This window comes from Aquimarina sp. EL_43, from assembly GCF_943422735.1.
Classification (GTDB): domain Bacteria; phylum Bacteroidota; class Bacteroidia; order Flavobacteriales; family Flavobacteriaceae; genus Aquimarina; species Aquimarina megaterium.
Map to the genome: position 1 here is coordinate 4,254,130 of NZ_CALSBR010000001.1, position 18,506 is coordinate 4,272,635.

Below are 18,506 nucleotides of genomic sequence, written 5' to 3' on the forward strand. Positions count from 1 at the left end.
AAGGGAACTACTTAATTTTTGGACTAATACTTTTCAAATTCACTAGAAAACTGTGTTTCCAGAGATACGTGTTCTTTTAAGGATACTTGATTAGCAGTAGTAATTATAGTTTTGTTTTGGATGATTTTGATTCCTTTCTCAATATCGTCTGCAAATACCCTGTCTTTATCTGCAAAAGATACGGCTTCTCGTACTTTTTTATGAATTTCATCTAGAATGACCCCTGATTTTAAAGGTTTTCTGTACTCGAATGCCTGAGCGGCAGTTAATAACTCTATGGCTAGGATTTTTTCCAAATTTTCGATTACTCTTAGTGCTTTTCTACCACCGATCGATCCCATACTTACATGATCTTCCTGGCCAAGAGAAGTAGGAATACTATCTGCACTAGATGGAAAACATAATCCTTTGTTTTCACTAGCTAAAGCAGCTGTAGTGTATTGTAGTATCATATATCCAGAATTGATACCTGTATCTTGCATTAATAATTTAGGAACTCCAGGAGAATTACCTTCTAATGCCAGGTAAATTCTTCTATCCGAAATATTGCCCAGTTCTGAAGCTGCTAAACATGCATAATCAATAGCCATAGCTAGCGGTTGCCCATGAAAACTACCCCCGCTAATAGTTAACTCTTCGTTGATTATTATTGGATTGTCGGTTACCGAGTTTAGCTCTACTTCGAGAAGTTCTTTTAAATGTAGCCATGCATTTCTAGATGAACCATGCACTTGTGGCATACAGCGTAAAGAATACGGATCCTGAACCCGATCACAATCGATATGATCTTCCATAATTTCAGAACCTTTTAATAGAGACTTTATTCTTGAAGCGACATGGATATTTCCTTTATAGGGACGTAATTGATGTAGTTCTTTAAAAAATGGTTTTACAGAACCTTGCAATCCCTCGATCATCATTGCTCCAATAATATCTGCTTGTGTAAGACAGCTATGTAATTTTGCAACTACCTGTACTGCATGTGCTGCAATAAATTGAGTTCCGTTGATTAAAGCTAATCCTTCTTTTGGACCAAGATCAAGAGGTTTTAAGCCTGTGATGTCAAACAACTCTTTTGTGGTGATTACTTTATTTTGATATTCGACTTTCCCTAATCCCAGTAAAGGTAAAAACAGGTGAGAGAGCGGAGCCAAGTCTCCGGATGCTCCAACAGATCCCTGACTGGGAACAATAGGTATGGCATCATTATTAATATGCCACAGAATCCTGTCTAATGTTTTTTCTGCAATACCAGAATATCCTTTTGCCAAAGATTGAATTTTGAGAATGAGCATGAGCTTAGCAATCTCGATGTCTATGGGTTCGCCAACACCTACACTATGACTTTGTAAGATGTTACTTTGTAAAATATTGGTTTCTTCTTTAGATATTTTTGTAGTACAAAGTGGTCCAAAACCTGTATTAATACCATATACAGGTTCTCCTTTTTCTACAATATTTTCTACTACCTGCTGACTTTTTTTTACGCTATTGCGAGAAGTTTCAGAGATAACTCCGGTGGTTTCTCCACGAGCAATTTGTATTGCTATACCTGCAGTTAGGTAATCTTCTCCAAATGAAAAATGGTTTGTTATCGTTGACATATGCGTATTTCTATTTTTTTACTAAAATAATACCTATTTTTGATAATTAGAAATACTAATTTGATCATTAATTAATAACTATGAGTTATCAAATAGAACTTCGACACTTCACTTATTTTATGGCAGTAGCCGAGGAGTTACATTTCAGAAAAGCTGCAGATCGATTGTTTATTTCTCAACCGGGATTAAGTAGGCAAATCAAGCAAATGGAAGAAATAATAGGTGTTGCTCTTTTTGTGAGAAATAAAAGAAAGGTAACACTAACGGCTGCGGGAGTATATCTTAAGAAGGAGTTAGATTATATTTTTAACCATATTGATTTTACAATACGACAAACTCGTTTGATTGATCAGGGGAGTAATGGGGAGATTAGAATTGGTTTTTTGGGATCTGCTATGCAAACGGTTATTCCAGAACTATTGGTTATGGTTAATAAAGAACTCCCCGATATACAATTTAGTTTAGAAGAAATGTCTAATCATCTGCAGGTAGAAGCTGTAGAAAAAGATCAGCTAGATCTTGGTTTTGTACGATTAGCACGTGTGCCCGAAGGTATACAAAAGAAAACAGTTCATACAGATTCATTTTCTTTGGTAGTACCATTAGAGCATCAGCTTACCTCAAAAACTTTTAAAAGTATTGCGCAAGTATCTGATGAGCATTTTATTTTGTTTTCATCAGATTATAGTTCTTTGTATTATGATAAAATTATGAGTATCTGCGAGGATAAAGGATTTACTCCCAAGGTGACACATAAGTCGGTACATGCACAGACTATCTTTAAATTGGTAGAGAGTGGGTTAGGAGTTGCTATTGTTCCTACCTCGTTACAACGGGGTTTTGATCTGGGCGTAAAGTTTTTAGAGATCCCAAAAATACCTCAAAAAGCAATACTTTCTGTTATTTGGAAAAAAGACAATCGGAATCCTGCGCTACAGCAAATTTTGAAATTCTTATAGCAATATGTGCGAAACATTTTTACATATTATCTATTAAGATATTCTTAACAAAAAGGAGTGATATACACCTATTTAACTTTATAAGTCCCCTATCTGGTGGTTGATGTCGATAGAGGGTACTTAGTATAGTGGGGGTGCTGTAGTGAATACCCGGTTTGGGGTACTTCAAATGTAGGCCAGGGGTACTTCAAACAGAGGTGTCACCTCTGTTCAACACAAGTGTATCCTGTGTTTAACACAGGATACACTTGTCTTTGTACTGGGGGGAGGGTAGTCCCGAAGTAGGGAGGGGGTACTTATGAAGTACCCTACTAAAGATCATGAAATGTTAATTTTTTAACAAATAAAATATATCTATAGTTATAAAAAAGTATGTTTTAAACACACATTTTTGATGTATACGACTATGTAAATCAAAGAAATATGGTCTCAATTATTTCCCGATAAAAAGATCAACTATATATAGTATCAGATTTTTGAAATTTGTAGGGTATTAATTTGGCATAGAATAGAAGAACTGCTCTTCAGTAATTTTACCATCATTTACTTGATAGACACAAACTTCTTCTATTTGCATACGACCTTGCTCTTTAAAAGTGCAATCCATTTTCATGGCACAGCTAAAATGATTTTCTGCAACTACGGGTTCAGATATTTCTCCACCATGATACTCTTCGACAGAAGCAAACCAATCCTCACTTTTTTTAATCACAGCATCAATACCCGAAGTTACTTCATTAGGTGTTCCTGGCATTTCTTTACTTACTATATTCTGAGCGTATAATTCTTTAAGAGCTTGCATATTTTCTCCCTGGCGACAGAGTTCTACTAGACGTTTGGCCACTTCTTGTGTGTTCATGATGTTAAAATTATTGGTTTATGAATAACTTGTGATATGTGTAAAATACAAAAAAAACGGCATCGGTAATTTTAAAAAAATGTTATAATTTTTTTACCTAACCAACGGCTTTCTTATAAATTGTAAGACAACGCTCACGTGCCATTTTATGTTCTACCATAGGTTGTGGATAGGTAAGCTCGTTAATGTTATTAACCCAGGTATGGATATAGGAAAGTTGTTTATCGAATTTGGTGATTTGTGTAGTAGGATTGAAGATTCTAAAATAAGGAGCTGCATCAACACCAGAACCGGCTGCCCATTGCCAGTTGCCTACATTTGCAGACATATCATAGTCTACTAGTTTTTCTGCAAAATAAGCCTCACCCCACCGCCAGTCGATCAATAAATGCTTGCATAGAAAACTAGCAACCACCATGCGTACACGATTATGCATATATCCTGTTTGATTAAGTTGACGCATCCCTGCATCTACTAATGGATACCCTGTTTGACCATTCATCCATTTTTCGAATTCTTGTTCGTTATTTCTCCATTCGATTCGATCATATTTCGGTTTAAAAGAAGAATCCTTTGTATACGGATAATGCCATAGGATTTGCATGAAAAACTCTCTCCAGATAAGCTCTGACCAAAATACCTGATTATCTTCGGCAATAGCTTTTTTGATAATTGATCGAATTCCTACTGTTCCAAAACGTAGATGAGGGCCAATTTTTGAAGTTCCGTTTTCTTTTGACGGGAAATTTCGGGTCGCCTCATAGTTTTGAATAAGATGAGATGAGATATCATAATCCAGAACCTTGATAGATGAGGTTACAAATCCCATTTCCTGTAATGTTACATTAGCAAGATCGGTATCCTTAACCAAATTGTTAAGATATAGTTTTGTAGAATGAATTTTTAATAAGGTGGGGTCAAATATTTCTTTCCACTTGTTTTTATAGGGAGTGTATACCACATATGGATTACCATCTTTTTTTACAATTTCATTTTTTTCAAATATCACCTGATCTTTAAAAGTATGTAATTGAATGCTATGCTTTTGTAAAAGATTTTTAATTAGAGTATCTCTCTCTTTTGCATAGGGTTCGTAATCATGATTGGTGTATACCTGCTGTATTTCGTATTGAGAAATTAGTGTTTCAAAAACTGTTTTAGGAGTGCCGTAATAGAGCGATAAAGAACTTTTGTATTGATGTTGAAGTGCTAACCTCATTTTTTGCAGCGTTTCAAAAATAAAGGTTACCCGGGCATCATTTTTTGGTAAATGATCTAAAATATGTGTATCAAAAATAAAAATAGGTAAGACTGGATACTTTCCTTTTAGTGCTTTAAGAAACCCTGTATTGTCATCTAATCTAAGATCTCTTCTAAACCAGAATACAGTGACTTTCTCTTTCATAAATTAGTTTACATTAAGAGTAGACATACCACCATCTACACCTATAATCTGACCTGTAATCCAGCTACTATCATCACTTAACAAAAAACGCGCAATATTTGCGATATCTTCTGCTTGTCCTACACGTTTCATAGGATGGCGATTATTCATGAGTTCTTTCTTTTTTTCATTACTTAATAACCCTTTTGCAAGAGGAGTATTGGTTAGTGATGGTGCGATAACATTTACTCTAAATTTTGGAGCATATTCTGCAGCTAATGCTTTTGCAAATCCTTCTATTGCACCTTTTGCAGCTGCAATACTGGTATGAAAAGGCATTCCGACCTTTACAGCTACCGTACTAAAAAATACTAAACTTGCTTGTTCAGAATTTTTTAATTTTGGGAGTAGGGTGTGTATGATTTTGACCAAAAACATAAAGTTAATCTGCATGTCTTCTTCAAATACTTTTGGAGTTAGCATTTTGAAAGGCTTGAGATTGATACTACCCGGACAATATACAAAACCATCGATTCTTTCGGGAAGAACAGAAGTGTCGATTTCATCCTTTGAGGCATCATAAGGAATATGAGTTACTTCTAGATTACCCAGATTTTCTGAAGTCCTTGAAGCAATAAATACAGTATGCTCATTATATAGTTTAAGAGCAATTTCAAAACCAATTCCGTGACTTCCACCTATAAGAAGAATATTTTTTCTCATTATTTAAGTTTTACACAAATATAATTTCATTATTTGCTTTGGTTTCTATTGTTCCGAATAATTCGATTAATTTCTTTTTGCGATATTCAAACACTTCCTTTAATCTTGGTTTTACAATCATAGGGTGAATTAATTGGCCTAATATCCCGAACGGTATTTTATAGTCTATAATATCTTCCATTTCAATACCACCAGGAATTTCTTTAATAAAGTGTTTATGGTGCCATAACGAGTAGGGACCAAATCGTTGTTCGTCTACAAAATATTCTTTGTTCTTTACGTGTGTTATTTCTGTAACCCATTTGTTTTTGATTCCTGCGATTGGAGTAACAATATATTGTATGATTTGACCAGGATACATTTTACGATCAGCACCCGATAAGACCTCAAATTTCATATACTCTGGTGTTATGGTTTTTAGGTTTTTTGGATCAGAAAGAAACTCCCAGGCTTTTTCTATAGATATAGGAAGGTGTTGTTTCGTTTTTAATGTATAGATTTTCATAGCTTACGAAAGTATACCAACAAATGTATGAATTTTTTGTTTAACTTATGGTGGTTTTTGTTAAACAGGATAAAAATAAGCTTTGTCAGAAAAAACTTTTTGCCCAGGCTTTTGCTTCTTCGAGCGTACTAAAAAACGCAAAGGATTTACCGTATAATGGCTGTTCTAGAATGGCTTTATCCCTTTCTTTATCATTACTAGATACAATTGCCAATCCTATCATATTATCTAATACCCCTTGTTTATATATCTCTGGAGAGACTTTGTGCTCAAACTTGCGATGGCTAATCATTATAAAATTCTTTGATTCATAATGCTTTTTAAGTTTGTCTCTTAGTATTGAAGCTCTATTAAGTGAAAATTCTACATTTTCATTAATAGTAAGTATAGCATATTGATCGTATAGGTCTATTTTACAAAATTCATTAGAAAAATGCTCCATTGGGGGATATGGGTATTGTTTATGAATTGTAAATATATGTTAAAAAGAATGACTTTTATAGGGTATAATACCAAAAAATCAGTTTATGTGGATAAAGTAACTGGTAATAAAACTTAAATTGGCTTTGCTTAATTTTGATAATAACCAAAAATAGACAAGTTAATTATTAGAAAACACTAGAATTGATGCTTTTTTCGTAATAATCTTCCTGGATACACAACGGGTAAAGCTTATTATTCTTTAGCAATCTTTACAACAATTATCGGGTTTTACCAGTTTACAGGTTAGAACAGCTAATAGTGCACCTAGAACAGGAGCAATAAAATACAACCATTGATGTTCCCAATGACCAGATAATAGAGCGGGCCCCAGTGACCTGGCTGGATTCATTGAAGCATTAGTCATCGGACCGGCAAACATGGCTTCTAGCAATACGACACCGCCAACTGCAATCCCGGCCATTGTACCGGTTTCTTTTGAGCCAGTAGAAACATTAATGATAACAACCATAAGAAAATAAGTGAGTAATGTCTCTAGAACGAATGCTCTTAGATCATCGAAAGCTGGTAGGGTACCGCCAAGGAACTCACTTTCAGGAAATAAAAAGAGTAGAATACTACTAGCTGCTATAGCACCAATACATTGAGCAACAATATACTTAGGTACTTCTTCCCATTCAAATTTTTTGGCATATGCAAATGCAATGGTAACTGCAGGGTTAAAATGTGCTCCGGATATTTCTCCAAAAGCATAAATCATTGCCATTACAATAAGCCCCCAGGTAATGGCTACACCAACGTGAGTGATATCTCCACCGGTTACTTCATTAATAGTCATAGCACCAGTACCGCAAAATACCATACTAAAGGTTCCTATGCTCTCAGAAATATATTTTCTCATTACTTTTTTAAAATGATGACAAATATACTATTACTTATTTTAAGTTTTTGTTAACCTTTAATGTATGTTGTAATCCTTATTTTCGTCATTAAGTAATTTAAACCAAACTAAACTAACTACAATGAAAAAGATCATCTTATTTCTTTCTATGGCTTTATTTTCTTTAGGAATTGAAGCTCAGGTAAAAGCACCACAACCAAGTCCTACTTCTAAAATAGAGCAGGTTATTGGGTTGACAGATGTTTCTGTTGAATATTCTCGTCCTAGTATGCGAGGAAGAGCTATTTTTGGAAATTTAGTGCCTTATGATAAGCTATGGAGAACAGGAGCTAATAAAAATACTCAAATTACATTTAGCGATGATGTAAAAGTTGCTGGTAAAGAGTTAAAAAAAGGAACATATGCAATTTTCACAAAACCAGGTAAAGAAAATTGGGAAGTGATTTTTTATAGTGATGCAAACAATTGGGGGACTCCACAAAAATGGGATGATACCAAAGTAGCAGCTACCGCAACTGTAAAATCAAATACATTACCTATGAATGTAGAGACATTTACAATCATGTTTAGTGATTTTAAAATGGATTCTGCAGTTATGAATTTTATTTGGGCAAACACAGAAGCCGCAGTTACGATAACAACTGCTGCAAAAGCACAAACTATTGCCAGTATCGAAAAAACTATGGCAGGACCAACCGACAGAGATCATTATCTTGCGGCTACTTTCTATAAAGATTCTGGAGATTTTGCAAAAGCGAAAGAGCATATTGATAAAGCAATATCACTACGTAAAGAGCCTGCTTTTTGGTACCATAGACAACAATCTTTGATTTATTCTCTGGCTGGAGATAAAGATGGGGCAATAAAAGCAGCAAAAACTTCGTTAGAGTTAGCAGAGAAGGCAGGAAATGCCGACTATGTTAAAATGAATAAAGATTCCCTTGCAGAGTGGGGAGCCAAATAAACACTCTTTTTCACACACAAATCATAAAAGCGTTCCATTTGGAACGCTTTTTTGTTTTCTAATCTTCTTCTTCTAAAAAGAAGATATCTTCTACAGGTTTTTTGAACAGTCTGGCAATTTTTAACGCCAGAACTGTTGATGGGACATATTTATCCTTTTCCATAGCATTAATCGTTTGCCTGCTAACTCCAATTTTTTTTGCTAAATCGGCTTGTGTTAAATCATGAATGGCTCTTTCGACTTTTATATTATTCTTCATGACCAGTTTTTTTATATACTACATAATTAAAACGAAGAATAAAAATGAGTAAAGGAGTAAACATGTTATAGATCATTATATTCAGGAAATTGTTATGGTACAAAAATAAGGTTGCAAATAATAGTACCCCATAGTTAACCAAAATAGCCCACTTTAATGAGTTTAATCTAATCCTGGCAATAAACTCATCTTCGATTTTTTCTTTAGAAAAGCCAACAAGTAAACCTCCAACAATAATCATGATAGAGATTAGCTCGTCTACAATACTATCTTCGATAATACTAATAAACCCGTTGTTTTCAGAAAAAATGGCATCATCATGAAATAAAGAAATTACGTTAACCGTAAATACATCAGACTCGTAGTCATTAATGGCGTGCAGTATTCCTAACGTAATCCCGATAATAAGTAAAACCCATCCAGGCCTTTTAAACTTGTTTGATAATAAGTATTTCATCTTGTTCGATTTTTGATTGATGGTATAAAAGTAAACTAAAATTTACAAAAAGTCAAGTTTGTTTTACTTTTTGTAATATAAAATTTACTAATTTTAGTTTTTACTGACTTAAAACTATCATGCAATAGTATTACTAGCTATACTTTATAGAGTAGGGTGTTTTCTAGATCTTTTAGCTTGTTCTTTCAGACCTTCATAACCTTGATTATCGAATTGATGAATCAATTTATAGGCTGTTGGTCTGGAGATTCCAAAACTTTTGTATAATTCTGTGAGGGTATATTTTTAGGTACGCCATTTACAGATAAATTCAATTTTTTGTTCCATAGTTGTTGTGGTTTTCCAAGTCATGATCATTTGATTTTGATCTCAAATTACAACTTAAAAAGTATAAACCATGTTCCTTTAACGTACCTTTATGTTCGTTAAGATACATAGTTTACACAAGTTAAAGATTAGGTGTTTACACTAAATTAGTTTCTAACCTTGTTGATTGTTGTTTATGTCTTAGATTTCTTTGATCAAAGAAACCTAAAAATACATTTCTATAATAGACTTTCCAAATACCATTACCTAGCTCTTGGATTCCTACATATTTTCCTTTTAATGCTGCAGTTAAATACACCCAATAATAGGACTTCCATCTTATAGCTCCGCTCTTCGTTACTTTTAGAATTTTATACTTAGAATCATAGTCAAAATCTTTTATTTTTTCAGGGAATGGTCTACAGGAAAAATCGTGTACATCCGCTGGTGTTTTCATATCTAAAGCTTCGTGTGGTCTTATGTGATTATATTCCTTTACAAAGTGGTTTAAACGCCTTTGTTGTGCTTTTAGATCAAAGGCTGAAGGTTTGGCACAAGCCGCTTTTAAATCGCGATGCATACGTTCATGTCTACCATTTTGTTCTGGGTGTGCTGGGTCAGAAAATACAGGGATAATACCTAGTTCTATAAACCAATAAGAGAGTTGTGTAAATCGTTGTATGGCTCTTACAGATCCAAAGGGGCTTCCATTATCAGTATGTATTTGTTTTGGGATGCCGTAGGTTCTAAAAACCTTTGTGAATGCTGTCTTGGCAGCTTTTAGTGTTTCTTTGTAATGTCCTTTGGCGGCGAATAAGAATCGACTTTTAGAGTCCGCTATAGTTAGTGGATGACAGTAGATTTTATTACCCATTAAGAACTTACCTTTATAATCGGCACTCCATACTTCATTACAGTTTTTGGGGTCAAAAATAGGGTGTATAGGCTTTACTCTACGCATTCGTTTTTGAGGGGATACCAAACCGTTTTTTCGAAGAATATTATGAACCGTAACCACAGAAGGGATTTGCTCTTTTGGAAATTCTTTAAACAATAAAACCCTAATTTTCTTCGCCCCCCATAACTTATATTTTTCTTTTAACTTAAGAATACTTTCAATGATTTTTTGATCCGTTGTATTAGGATGTTTTCCAGGCTTTCTGGATAGTTCTTTTAGACCTTCAAAGCCTTGATTTTCGAATCGATGAATCAATTTATAGGCTGTTGGTCTGGAGACTCCAAAACTCTTACATAATTCTGTGATGGTATACTTTCCTGTTCGCCATTCACAGATAAATTCAATTTTTTGTTTCATAGTTGTTGTCGTTTTCCAAGGCATGATAATTTGATTTTTCCCTCAAATTATACCTTAAAAAGTGTAAACTATGTTTCTTTAACTTTGTAAAGGATGTTTGTTTAACGTACCTTATTGTAGCTAACGTTTAGTATAAGAATGGTAGCGGATTTTAGATACTTATTATTCCGTTTGTTATTGAAGTTTAATTTATAAAATTCATTTTCATTTTAGCGATTAAATCACTATTATTTTTATACATTGTTACCAAACGTATGTACAATCAGCATCAAAATAATGCACACTAAATTTATTGTTATTGCCTAAAATCATCTGGCCGTACTTTATCAATAGCTTCTGTACTTACCCAATACAGATTTTCACTTCTAACGAAAAACAAGTATCTGCCATTCGGAGTGATTCTCGGGCTTACTTCATCAAAATCTGAATTTATCGTGCTACCCAGATTAATTGGTTTTGTCCATGTTCCGTCTTGCCTCTTGAAATAGACATAAATATCGTTGTCTTTTCTACTTTCATCTTCTTCGTTTTGACCGGTCACCAGTAAATAGTCCTGACTTGGAGAAATGAATGCGTGATGACCAAATCCAATTTCAATTTCCTGCACTTCGGGATATTTACCGTTTTTATTGGGTGCATAATTGGTTTTTATATTTCTTCCTGATATTTCTGTATAAAAAAGGTCTCCGTTTTTTGCTTGATTGGGAGCAAATACCACTCCATCATTGATAGGTGAATCAAGTTCTATGGCATTACTCCAGGAATCTTCTATACGGTTTACGTACCAAATTTTCTCATCCACAAAGCTAGAGTCCAAAGCTGTGAAATAAATTCTTTTACCGTTAGGGCTGACGAATGGATGCATTTCTGTTTGTTTTTTCCCATTTGTAAAATTTGCTCTTTTAACGGGGGTCCATTTATTGCCTTCGAGCTTTGAGAAGTAAATAGATGTGTTTTCGCCTTCAGAATAAGCTGAAAAATATATTTCATCTAAATCAGGAGAAAACGAAACGGCACTTTCAAATCTTCCATTTATCGAAACAATATCAGGCGCAAAAATTTCAGGAATTAAGCCTGGTGTTTTTTGTCCGATATATGGGCCTTCCAAGACTGGAAATTCATTTTGACCATAATTTTGAGTAATAATTATTATAAAGAATAGTATGTAAATGTGAGTATTAACATATTTCATAATGTATCCTCATTAATATTATTTATGTACTTTTGACCATGCGTGGGTTTTGTACCTTTAGTTATATTTTTTTACTGAAGAACTATCGGTATTCATAATATAAATATTCTAGTCTCCATTCCTGTAGTCTCCATCCTTGTTCGTGTTTGATCCAAAAAGTAGTTGAGTACCATCATTATACCAAGATGGGCGCCAATCATCAACATCATTATTTGTTAATCGTTTTTGATTAGAACCATCTATATTCATCACATAAATTTCAAAATTTCCATCTCTCTTAGATATAAAAGCGATTTGCTTGCCATTAGGTCAAACTGCAGGATCCACTCACCAGCTTCATTATTTGGTCCTGACTAACGTAGAAATGTCGCTTTTCTACCATGAGAGAGAATCTTTTTTACTGAAGAACCATCGTTATTCATAATATAAATATGTGATTTTTTATCCTTGTTGGTTGATGAAAAAATTATTTTAGAACCATCAGGGGACCAGGATGGGTGCCAATCATCAACATCATTATTTGTTATTCGTTTTTGATTAGAACCATCTATATTCATCACATAAATTTCAAAATTTCCATCTCTATTAGACATAAAAACGATTTGTTTACCATCAGTAGAAACCTCGGGATGCCATTCTTCAGCTTCATTATCTGTCAAATGGATAATGTTGGTACCATCAATATCTGCTATGCTTATCTCACCTTTTTTATCTTTGTATTCTGAAGTAAATACTATTCTTCCATCTGGAGTAAAATAAGGATTACTACCTTTCAATGATTTTATTTGAGTCCTTTCGCTACCATCTGGATTCATAATCCAAATTTCTGCCTTCCAAACGTCTTCCGAATCTTTATATTCTCTTGCAAAAGCAATTTTTTTTCCATCGGGAGTCCATTCAGGTGCACTATCCCATTTGTTTTTTGCATGAGTTAATCGTTTGCTATTCGTACCATCACTGTTCATTGTATGAATAGACCAAGTCTTTCCGTCATCATGATATACTCGAAAAGCAAATGTTTTTCCATCAGGAGACAACGCTAAGTAATCACCCTTCGTATTTATACTTTTAATATTTGATTTACCTTCTTTATCGCTTGAATAAATTTTTGCTACTCCCTTTGAAGTATAGGCAATTGTATGGGACGATGATTTAGATGTGTCATTTTCCTTATTTTCTTGAGCAAAGATTGTGTTTAGCGATAAAGCACATGTCAATATTAATAATTTCGTTGTTTTCATGTTTTCTTCTTTGTGTTTGCAATTTATAATTTCAACCCGCCAGCGGCTCGTTCACTAAAAAGGTCTATTTTGAATTGATGTTTATGAATTAAAAAGACAAACATACTTTTTGAGAGATTACCAGTCTTGTAAAATCTTGCTATTCTTTTTATAATTACCAGGAGTTACTCCAACGTATTTTTTGAAACTATGAGTAAAATGACTTTGGTCATAAAACCCTGATTCAAGCGCAATTTCTACCAAAGGAACATCACCATAAAAAAGCTTTTTTGAGTTTTCTATTCTAATGGTAGTTAGATATTCCAAAGGTGTTAAACCAATGTTCTTTTTAAAGCTTTTTTGTAGTTTAAATTTATTCACTTTAAACTTTTTTTGTAGTGTTTCTAAAGTGATTGATTGGTTATAATTTAGAGACAAATAATTTAGGATATCGTCAAAAGGTTCGTTAGCATATTTTTTAAAATAAGGTTGATGAACATCATTCAAAGTATCCAGAAAAAGGTTTTCAATGATTTTAAAAATTGATGCTTCGTTTATGTCAAACTCACTGTTACGATATGAGATAAAATATGGAAAGCTTGCCAGATAAGAATAATCCGCATTTATTTTTTTTGCAACATTTTTGATTACGTCATCGCTTATATAAAGCGCCTTATAGGCCCAGGCATTGTTTTTATTGCCCCAGTTTTTATGAATTGAATAAGGGGGAATTAATTGCAAAGCATTCTTGCTAACCAAAAACTCCGAATTGTTAAACGCTATGTTTTCGCTTCCGTATTCTACATAAGCCAGACTCCAAGATTGATGAAAATGCGAAGGAAAATTTTTATCGATGAACACAGCAGACTTAAGCTCAATACCGTCTAACATTGATAGTTTTGTTGTCTTTACTTTGTTTATTTTGATCATTTAAATTTTCAATTAAGTATTTGTTTTCTTGAACAAAGACAATATTTAGCGATATAACAATTATTAATATTACTAATTTAGTAGTATTTATATTTCCTCCTTTTGTCTATATGTTTGGTAACGTCTCTTTTATGGTGCGTTTGCTTCCCAAAGGGTGCATATGCACTATACAAATTGTTAGCTATTGTTTTAATTCTTCAGTTATATTCTTTTCTACTTTTTCAATTACTTGTATAATCAAATCATATCTTCCTAATTTAAATTTTCTATTATTTCTAATTCTCCATAAATAACTAAGGATTTCCTTCTTTTGATTTGTGTCTAATTCATTCAAATTATTAATACTTATCAATTCTCCATTCTTATTAAATTCCATAAACGGATATATAATAGTATTAATTCTTGGAAAATAATTTTTATAGGATTTCATTTCGGGTACATCATATTCTAATTTCTCAATTATGCTGTAATAATAATCGTATAGTGAAATGATTTGAAGTCTTAAAGAGTCGGTTGAAATGATTTTTAAATTATTTGCTTTTAAAGATTCATAAGCAGATTTGTTAATGATTGGGATATAATCTCTAAATAAGATTGTGTAATAAATTCCTATTGAATCTTGTGAAACTTTTTTTCCATTGATTAGTTCCCTAAAAATAGAATCAGCTTTTAAGCTCATTTTATTTCCGTAAATGTTGTTGTTGAAATCTTTAATATCAATCTTAATACTATTCTTTATTTCAGTTAGTATTTTTTGCTCGGAATGTCTATTATTTCTATTATCATTCCAATTATTTAATGCGAATGCTGCAATTACTGCAATGAATATTGATAGAAATTCAAATGCATATTTTTTCCACTTTCTTTTTTTCATTCGACTTTATATTCTTTCTTTCGATTGCTTTTAAATAATAGCTAACGCTAAATATATGAATCGGAGCAAGGCAAGCAAGCCTGAACCAATCAATTTATCTGCACATCTTATTTCTTATTCAATTTATAAAAATTTAGCACCATGGCAAAAGGGAAATAACCTTTTGATCTAGTACTAAATTGCTCTGATTTCATATATAGTGTTGTAAATAGTTTTTATTTAGTTTTAAATTTATGTTCAAGCCAATAGTTTGCTGAAATTCGCATACTATTTTCACTTTCCAACATCTTTTTCAGAGTTAGATTATCCCAATAAGTACATCCAGAACAGACAGAAACAAACGCGTTTGATTTGTAAATTATCGAAATTTTGTCCTTCAGTTCATCAGAAATAGCGAGTTTTTTCAGTTCACTTAGTTTTTCACAAACCACAACTGCTAAAAACCTTTCAGCATTATTATCCGAATCAAGAAGCTTGACTATTTTATCATATTTTTCTTTATCAATTAGTTTTGAAACTTTTTTGACGGATTTGGATGGTTCTCCTCCAAAAGCACAACCAAATCCAACCATTTCTTCATAATTGATATGCGATTGAGCATTTCCTGTAATAGGAATTCCAGTCAAAAGTGTCAATACAATTAGTATCCGCTTCATTTTTGTAATTGTTTACAACAACAGGATATAGGACATATGTCCTATATATTCCACGTATTTTTATTTACAAATCTAGAGGATTTATAATTAACCTAAAATTATCTATATCTATCTTGATATGATAAAAATAGACCTCTATGCTTTTGTTTTTGAACAATAGAACTAAGCAAGAAATTCAATTTAATTGTAATGCAAATCTATTTTTTCTCTAACCGTATCTAACAGGTTGATTAACTGGATGCTTTTTTCGAAACTCATAAATGTACTTTCTGTACGGTTTTGTAGCAACATTTCCTGTACATGAATAGCTTCATAATTATAACCGTTTGTAATAACATTAAATTCTATATGTTCTGATTTTCCTTCTTTTTGAATAGTAATAGAAGAGGGCTCATGAAAACGACTATTAATGATGAGTACTCCTTTTTCAAATTCGAGAGTAGCAGTTGTATCGGTTTCTTGGGTAACGGCACTAAATAGAGAAGCTGTAGCTCCATTTTTATAATGAAGCTGAATACTACAATCTTCATCGACTCCTGTTTTTCCTATAGTAGCCTGGGCATTCACTTCTTCGGGATACCCTAAAATACTTAAAGCAGCAAACAACGGGTATATACCTACATCGAGCAAACTACCCCCTCCCAGTTTTTTGTTAAATACCCTTCCGTTGGGATCAAAAGCAGTTGTGAAGCCAAAATCGGCTTTCAGTGTTTTTACTTTCCCAAGCGCATTAGATTTAACAACATCTAAAACATAGGTGTAATGCGGAAGAAAATACGTCCAAAGCGCTTCCATTAAGAATATCTTGTTCTTTTTAGCAACCGCGATCATTTCTTCTACTTGGGCAGTATCCATAGCAAACGGTTTTTCGCAAAGAACCGCTTTCTTATGGGTAAGGCACATCAACGTATTTTCATAGTGAAATACATGTGGCGTTGCAATATATATAACATCAATATCGGGATCCAGACTTAAGGCTTCATAGTTATCATAACAGGTCGAGGCGTGATGCTCCTTCCCAAACTCCTGAGCTTTTTTTAGACTCCTGCTTGCAACGGCATGAAGTTTTGCATTAGGAACCGATTTTAGGTCATCGGCAAACTTATGCGCTATTTTGCCACAACCAATGATCCCCCATTTTATGATTCTTTCAACACTCATTAGGTTGTTATTTTGGGTTTAGATCCCATTAACGGTTGTATAAATATCGCGATGGTCATTACCAGAACACATCCAAATAAATTGAGCCATAGATATGGCATCCAGTCATAATACCAGCCAAGAATAACAATTACCTGGGTAATAAGTGCTGCTACAAAGGTAGCGTTGCTATGTACAAATTTTACAAAGAACGCTAATAAGAATATGCCTAGCACATTTCCGTAAAAAATAGAACCAATGATGTTTACTAATTGAATAAGATTGTCGAATAAATCGGCAAAGCATGCTACTATGATTGCTAAAATACCCCATCCTAGAGTGAAAAATTTGGAAGCTGATACATAATGTTGATCGCTTTTTTCTTCGGCTACATTTCGTTTATATAAATCAATTGCTGTAGTTGATGCTAAGGCATTTAATTCTGAAGCTGTAGAAGACATGGCGGCAGATAAGATAACAGCGAGAAGCAGGCCAATAAGCCCTCTGGGTAGATTATTTAAAATGAAATGGATAAATACATAATCCTTATCATTTGTCTCTACTGCGGTATTTGCTTTTTTGATTACTGTTTTTGCAGTTTCGCGGATTTCTTTTTCTTTTTTGTTTAGTTCCTGAATTCGACTTTTATTTTCTGGTTTTTGTTCGGTCAGATATCCTTTAATTATGGCATCTTTTGCATCATGAATTTCTGCAAGTTCGTTTTCTAATGCTGTATATTGTGCTGCATATTCTGTATTAAGTACAGCTTCTTTTCCCTTTGGATTAAAATTTAGAGGAGATGCATTAAATTGATAAAAAACAAATACCATCACTCCAACTAAGAGAATAAAAAACTGCATAGGTACTTTGAGCAATCCATTAAACAAAAGTCCTAGCTGACTTTCTTTTATAGATTTACCCGTTAAATACCGTTGTACCTGACTTTGATCTGTGCCAAAATAGGAGAGAGCCAAAAATGTTCCTCCAATGATTCCACTCCAGAACGTATACCGATTATCGAGATCAAACGAGAAGTCAAGTATTTCCATTTTTCCGCTGGCGCCTGCAATATCTAATGCTTTAGAAAAAGTAATTCCCTCTGGGAGGTAACTTATGATAATAAAAAAGGCAACCAACATCCCAATAAAAATAATACCCATCTGTTGTTTCTGAGTAATATTAACTGCTTTTGTTCCTCCAGAAACAGTGTATATAATTACGAGTATACCTATGATAATATTTAATGTAATTAGATCCCAACCTAGTACAGACGATAATATTATAGCTGGCGCAAAAATAGTAATCCCAGCAGCTAATCCTCTTTGAACCAAAAATAGAATAGCGGTTAAACTTCTGGTCTTGAGATCGAATCGACTTTCGAGGTATTCATATGCTGTATAGACATTTAGCTTATGATACATTGGGATAAATACCATGCAAATAACAACCATAGCAATAGGAACCCCAAAATAAAATTGCACAAAGCCCATTCCGTCATGAAAGGCTTGCCCCGGTGCAGAAAGAAAAGTGATAGCACTTGCTTGTGTTGCCATTACCGATAGACCAATAGTCCACCAATGTGCATCGTTTCCTCCTCGAATATAATCTTTTACATTTTTACTGCCTTTGGTTTTCCAGGCACCATATAGTACTATAAATAGTAAGGTTCCTAGTAGTACGATCCAATCTATGGTTTGCATAAGTTGATTGATTAAATTAGTTTATTGATTGATGATTGAGGTTGTTTTCTGTACAGAAGAATTATGAATAGGAATTAGTGATAAAATAAAACAGTAGTATATAAACTGCATTAGCGA

Annotated in this window: 20 protein-coding genes and 1 pseudogene; 2 read left to right on the forward strand and 19 right to left on the reverse strand. The window is 33.4% G+C overall.

The window, feature by feature from the left end; translation table 11 throughout:
- Window positions 1–23: 23 nt before the first annotated feature.
- Window positions 24–1,604, reverse strand: coding sequence for a histidine ammonia-lyase (hutH, locus tag NNL09_RS18245; RefSeq protein WP_196910335.1), 1,581 nt, complete (start codon window positions 1,602–1,604; stop codon window positions 24–26).
- A gap of 80 nt (window positions 1,605–1,684) precedes the next feature.
- On the opposite strand from hutH, the gene NNL09_RS18250 reads away from it, so the two are divergent.
- A complete protein-coding gene (locus NNL09_RS18250) occupies window positions 1,685–2,563 on the forward strand; it encodes a LysR family transcriptional regulator (RefSeq protein ID WP_025663506.1) in 879 nt (292 codons plus the stop codon).
- 493 nt (window positions 2,564–3,056) lie between these two features.
- Here NNL09_RS18250 and NNL09_RS18255 read toward each other — a convergent pair whose 3' ends face one another.
- The 6 genes from NNL09_RS18255 to NNL09_RS18280 all read right to left on the reverse strand — a co-directional run bounded on the left by NNL09_RS18255 (window position 3,057) and on the right by NNL09_RS18280 (window position 7,376).
- Entirely contained in the window at window positions 3,057–3,422 is a 366-nt protein-coding gene (locus NNL09_RS18255) for a nuclear transport factor 2 family protein (protein WP_025663507.1), read from the reverse strand.
- A 97-nt stretch (window positions 3,423–3,519) separates the two neighbouring features.
- Window positions 3,520–4,827, reverse strand: a complete 1,308-nt coding sequence (locus NNL09_RS18260; protein WP_196910334.1) for a deoxyribodipyrimidine photo-lyase — start codon at window positions 4,825–4,827, stop codon at window positions 3,520–3,522.
- Between the two features lie 3 nt (window positions 4,828–4,830).
- Window positions 4,831–5,529, reverse strand: coding sequence for an SDR family NAD(P)-dependent oxidoreductase (locus NNL09_RS18265; RefSeq protein ID WP_196910333.1), 699 nt, complete (start codon window positions 5,527–5,529; stop codon window positions 4,831–4,833).
- Between the two features lie 10 nt (window positions 5,530–5,539).
- Window positions 5,540–6,034 (reverse strand): SRPBCC family protein, encoded by a 495-nt coding sequence (locus tag NNL09_RS18270; RefSeq protein ID WP_025663510.1) that lies wholly within the window; start codon window positions 6,032–6,034, stop codon window positions 5,540–5,542.
- 85 nt (window positions 6,035–6,119) lie between these two features.
- Window positions 6,120–6,476: a hypothetical protein gene (locus NNL09_RS18275; protein WP_025663511.1), complete on the reverse strand. Its 357-nt coding sequence runs from the start codon at window positions 6,474–6,476 to the stop codon at window positions 6,120–6,122.
- Between the two features lie 240 nt (window positions 6,477–6,716).
- On the reverse strand, window positions 6,717–7,376 hold the full coding sequence (locus NNL09_RS18280; protein WP_025663512.1) for an MIP/aquaporin family protein: 660 nt from the start codon (window positions 7,374–7,376) through the stop codon (window positions 6,717–6,719).
- Between the two features lie 121 nt (window positions 7,377–7,497).
- Between NNL09_RS18280 and NNL09_RS18285 the strand changes: the two genes are divergently transcribed.
- Window positions 7,498–8,340 (forward strand): DUF2911 domain-containing protein, encoded by an 843-nt coding sequence (locus tag NNL09_RS18285; RefSeq protein ID WP_025663513.1) that lies wholly within the window; start codon window positions 7,498–7,500, stop codon window positions 8,338–8,340.
- 58 nt (window positions 8,341–8,398) lie between these two features.
- On the opposite strand, the gene NNL09_RS18290 is transcribed toward NNL09_RS18285, so the two are convergent.
- The 12 genes and pseudogenes from NNL09_RS18290 to NNL09_RS18340 form a co-directional block, all read right to left on the reverse strand.
- Complete coding sequence (locus NNL09_RS18290; protein ID WP_196910332.1) at window positions 8,399–8,599, reverse strand: helix-turn-helix transcriptional regulator; 201 nt, start codon at window positions 8,597–8,599, stop codon at window positions 8,399–8,401.
- Window positions 8,589–9,056 carry a hypothetical protein gene (locus NNL09_RS18295; RefSeq protein WP_196910331.1) on the reverse strand — a complete coding sequence of 156 codons (468 nt, stop codon included), beginning with the start codon at window positions 9,054–9,056 and terminating at the stop codon, window positions 8,589–8,591. The genes NNL09_RS18290 and NNL09_RS18295 overlap by 11 nt, the downstream gene beginning before the upstream one ends.
- A gap of 144 nt (window positions 9,057–9,200) precedes the next feature.
- Window positions 9,201–9,326: pseudogene (locus NNL09_RS26310) on the reverse strand (helix-turn-helix domain-containing protein); the annotation flags it as partial.
- A 193-nt stretch (window positions 9,327–9,519) separates the two neighbouring features.
- Entirely contained in the window at window positions 9,520–10,677 is a 1,158-nt protein-coding gene (locus NNL09_RS18300) for an integrase core domain-containing protein (protein ID WP_196912086.1), read from the reverse strand.
- A 295-nt stretch (window positions 10,678–10,972) separates the two neighbouring features.
- A complete protein-coding gene (locus NNL09_RS18305) occupies window positions 10,973–11,869 on the reverse strand; it encodes a PD40 domain-containing protein (protein WP_196911991.1) in 897 nt (298 codons plus the stop codon).
- 108 nt (window positions 11,870–11,977) lie between these two features.
- On the reverse strand, window positions 11,978–12,118 hold the full coding sequence (locus NNL09_RS18310) for a hypothetical protein (RefSeq protein ID WP_196911992.1): 141 nt from the start codon (window positions 12,116–12,118) through the stop codon (window positions 11,978–11,980).
- A gap of 104 nt (window positions 12,119–12,222) precedes the next feature.
- The gene (locus tag NNL09_RS18315) at window positions 12,223–13,110 is read right to left on the reverse strand and encodes a DUF5050 domain-containing protein (RefSeq protein WP_196911993.1); all 888 of its coding nucleotides are present in this window, start codon (window positions 13,108–13,110) and stop codon (window positions 12,223–12,225) included.
- Between the two features lie 117 nt (window positions 13,111–13,227).
- Window positions 13,228–14,019 carry an AraC family transcriptional regulator gene (locus NNL09_RS18320; RefSeq protein ID WP_196911994.1) on the reverse strand — a complete coding sequence of 264 codons (792 nt, stop codon included), beginning with the start codon at window positions 14,017–14,019 and terminating at the stop codon, window positions 13,228–13,230.
- 181 nt (window positions 14,020–14,200) lie between these two features.
- Window positions 14,201–14,893 carry a hypothetical protein gene (locus NNL09_RS18325; protein WP_025663521.1) on the reverse strand — a complete coding sequence of 231 codons (693 nt, stop codon included), beginning with the start codon at window positions 14,891–14,893 and terminating at the stop codon, window positions 14,201–14,203.
- Window positions 14,894–15,108: 215 nt separating this feature from the next.
- The gene (locus NNL09_RS18330; RefSeq protein ID WP_196911995.1) at window positions 15,109–15,549 is read right to left on the reverse strand and encodes a hypothetical protein; all 441 of its coding nucleotides are present in this window, start codon (window positions 15,547–15,549) and stop codon (window positions 15,109–15,111) included.
- A 180-nt stretch (window positions 15,550–15,729) separates the two neighbouring features.
- Entirely contained in the window at window positions 15,730–16,710 is a 981-nt protein-coding gene (locus tag NNL09_RS18335) for a Gfo/Idh/MocA family protein (RefSeq protein WP_196911996.1), read from the reverse strand.
- On the reverse strand, window positions 16,710–18,389 hold the full coding sequence (locus NNL09_RS18340; protein WP_196911997.1) for a sodium:solute symporter: 1,680 nt from the start codon (window positions 18,387–18,389) through the stop codon (window positions 16,710–16,712). The genes NNL09_RS18335 and NNL09_RS18340 overlap by 1 nt, the downstream gene beginning before the upstream one ends.
- Window positions 18,390–18,506 lie beyond the last annotated feature (117 nt).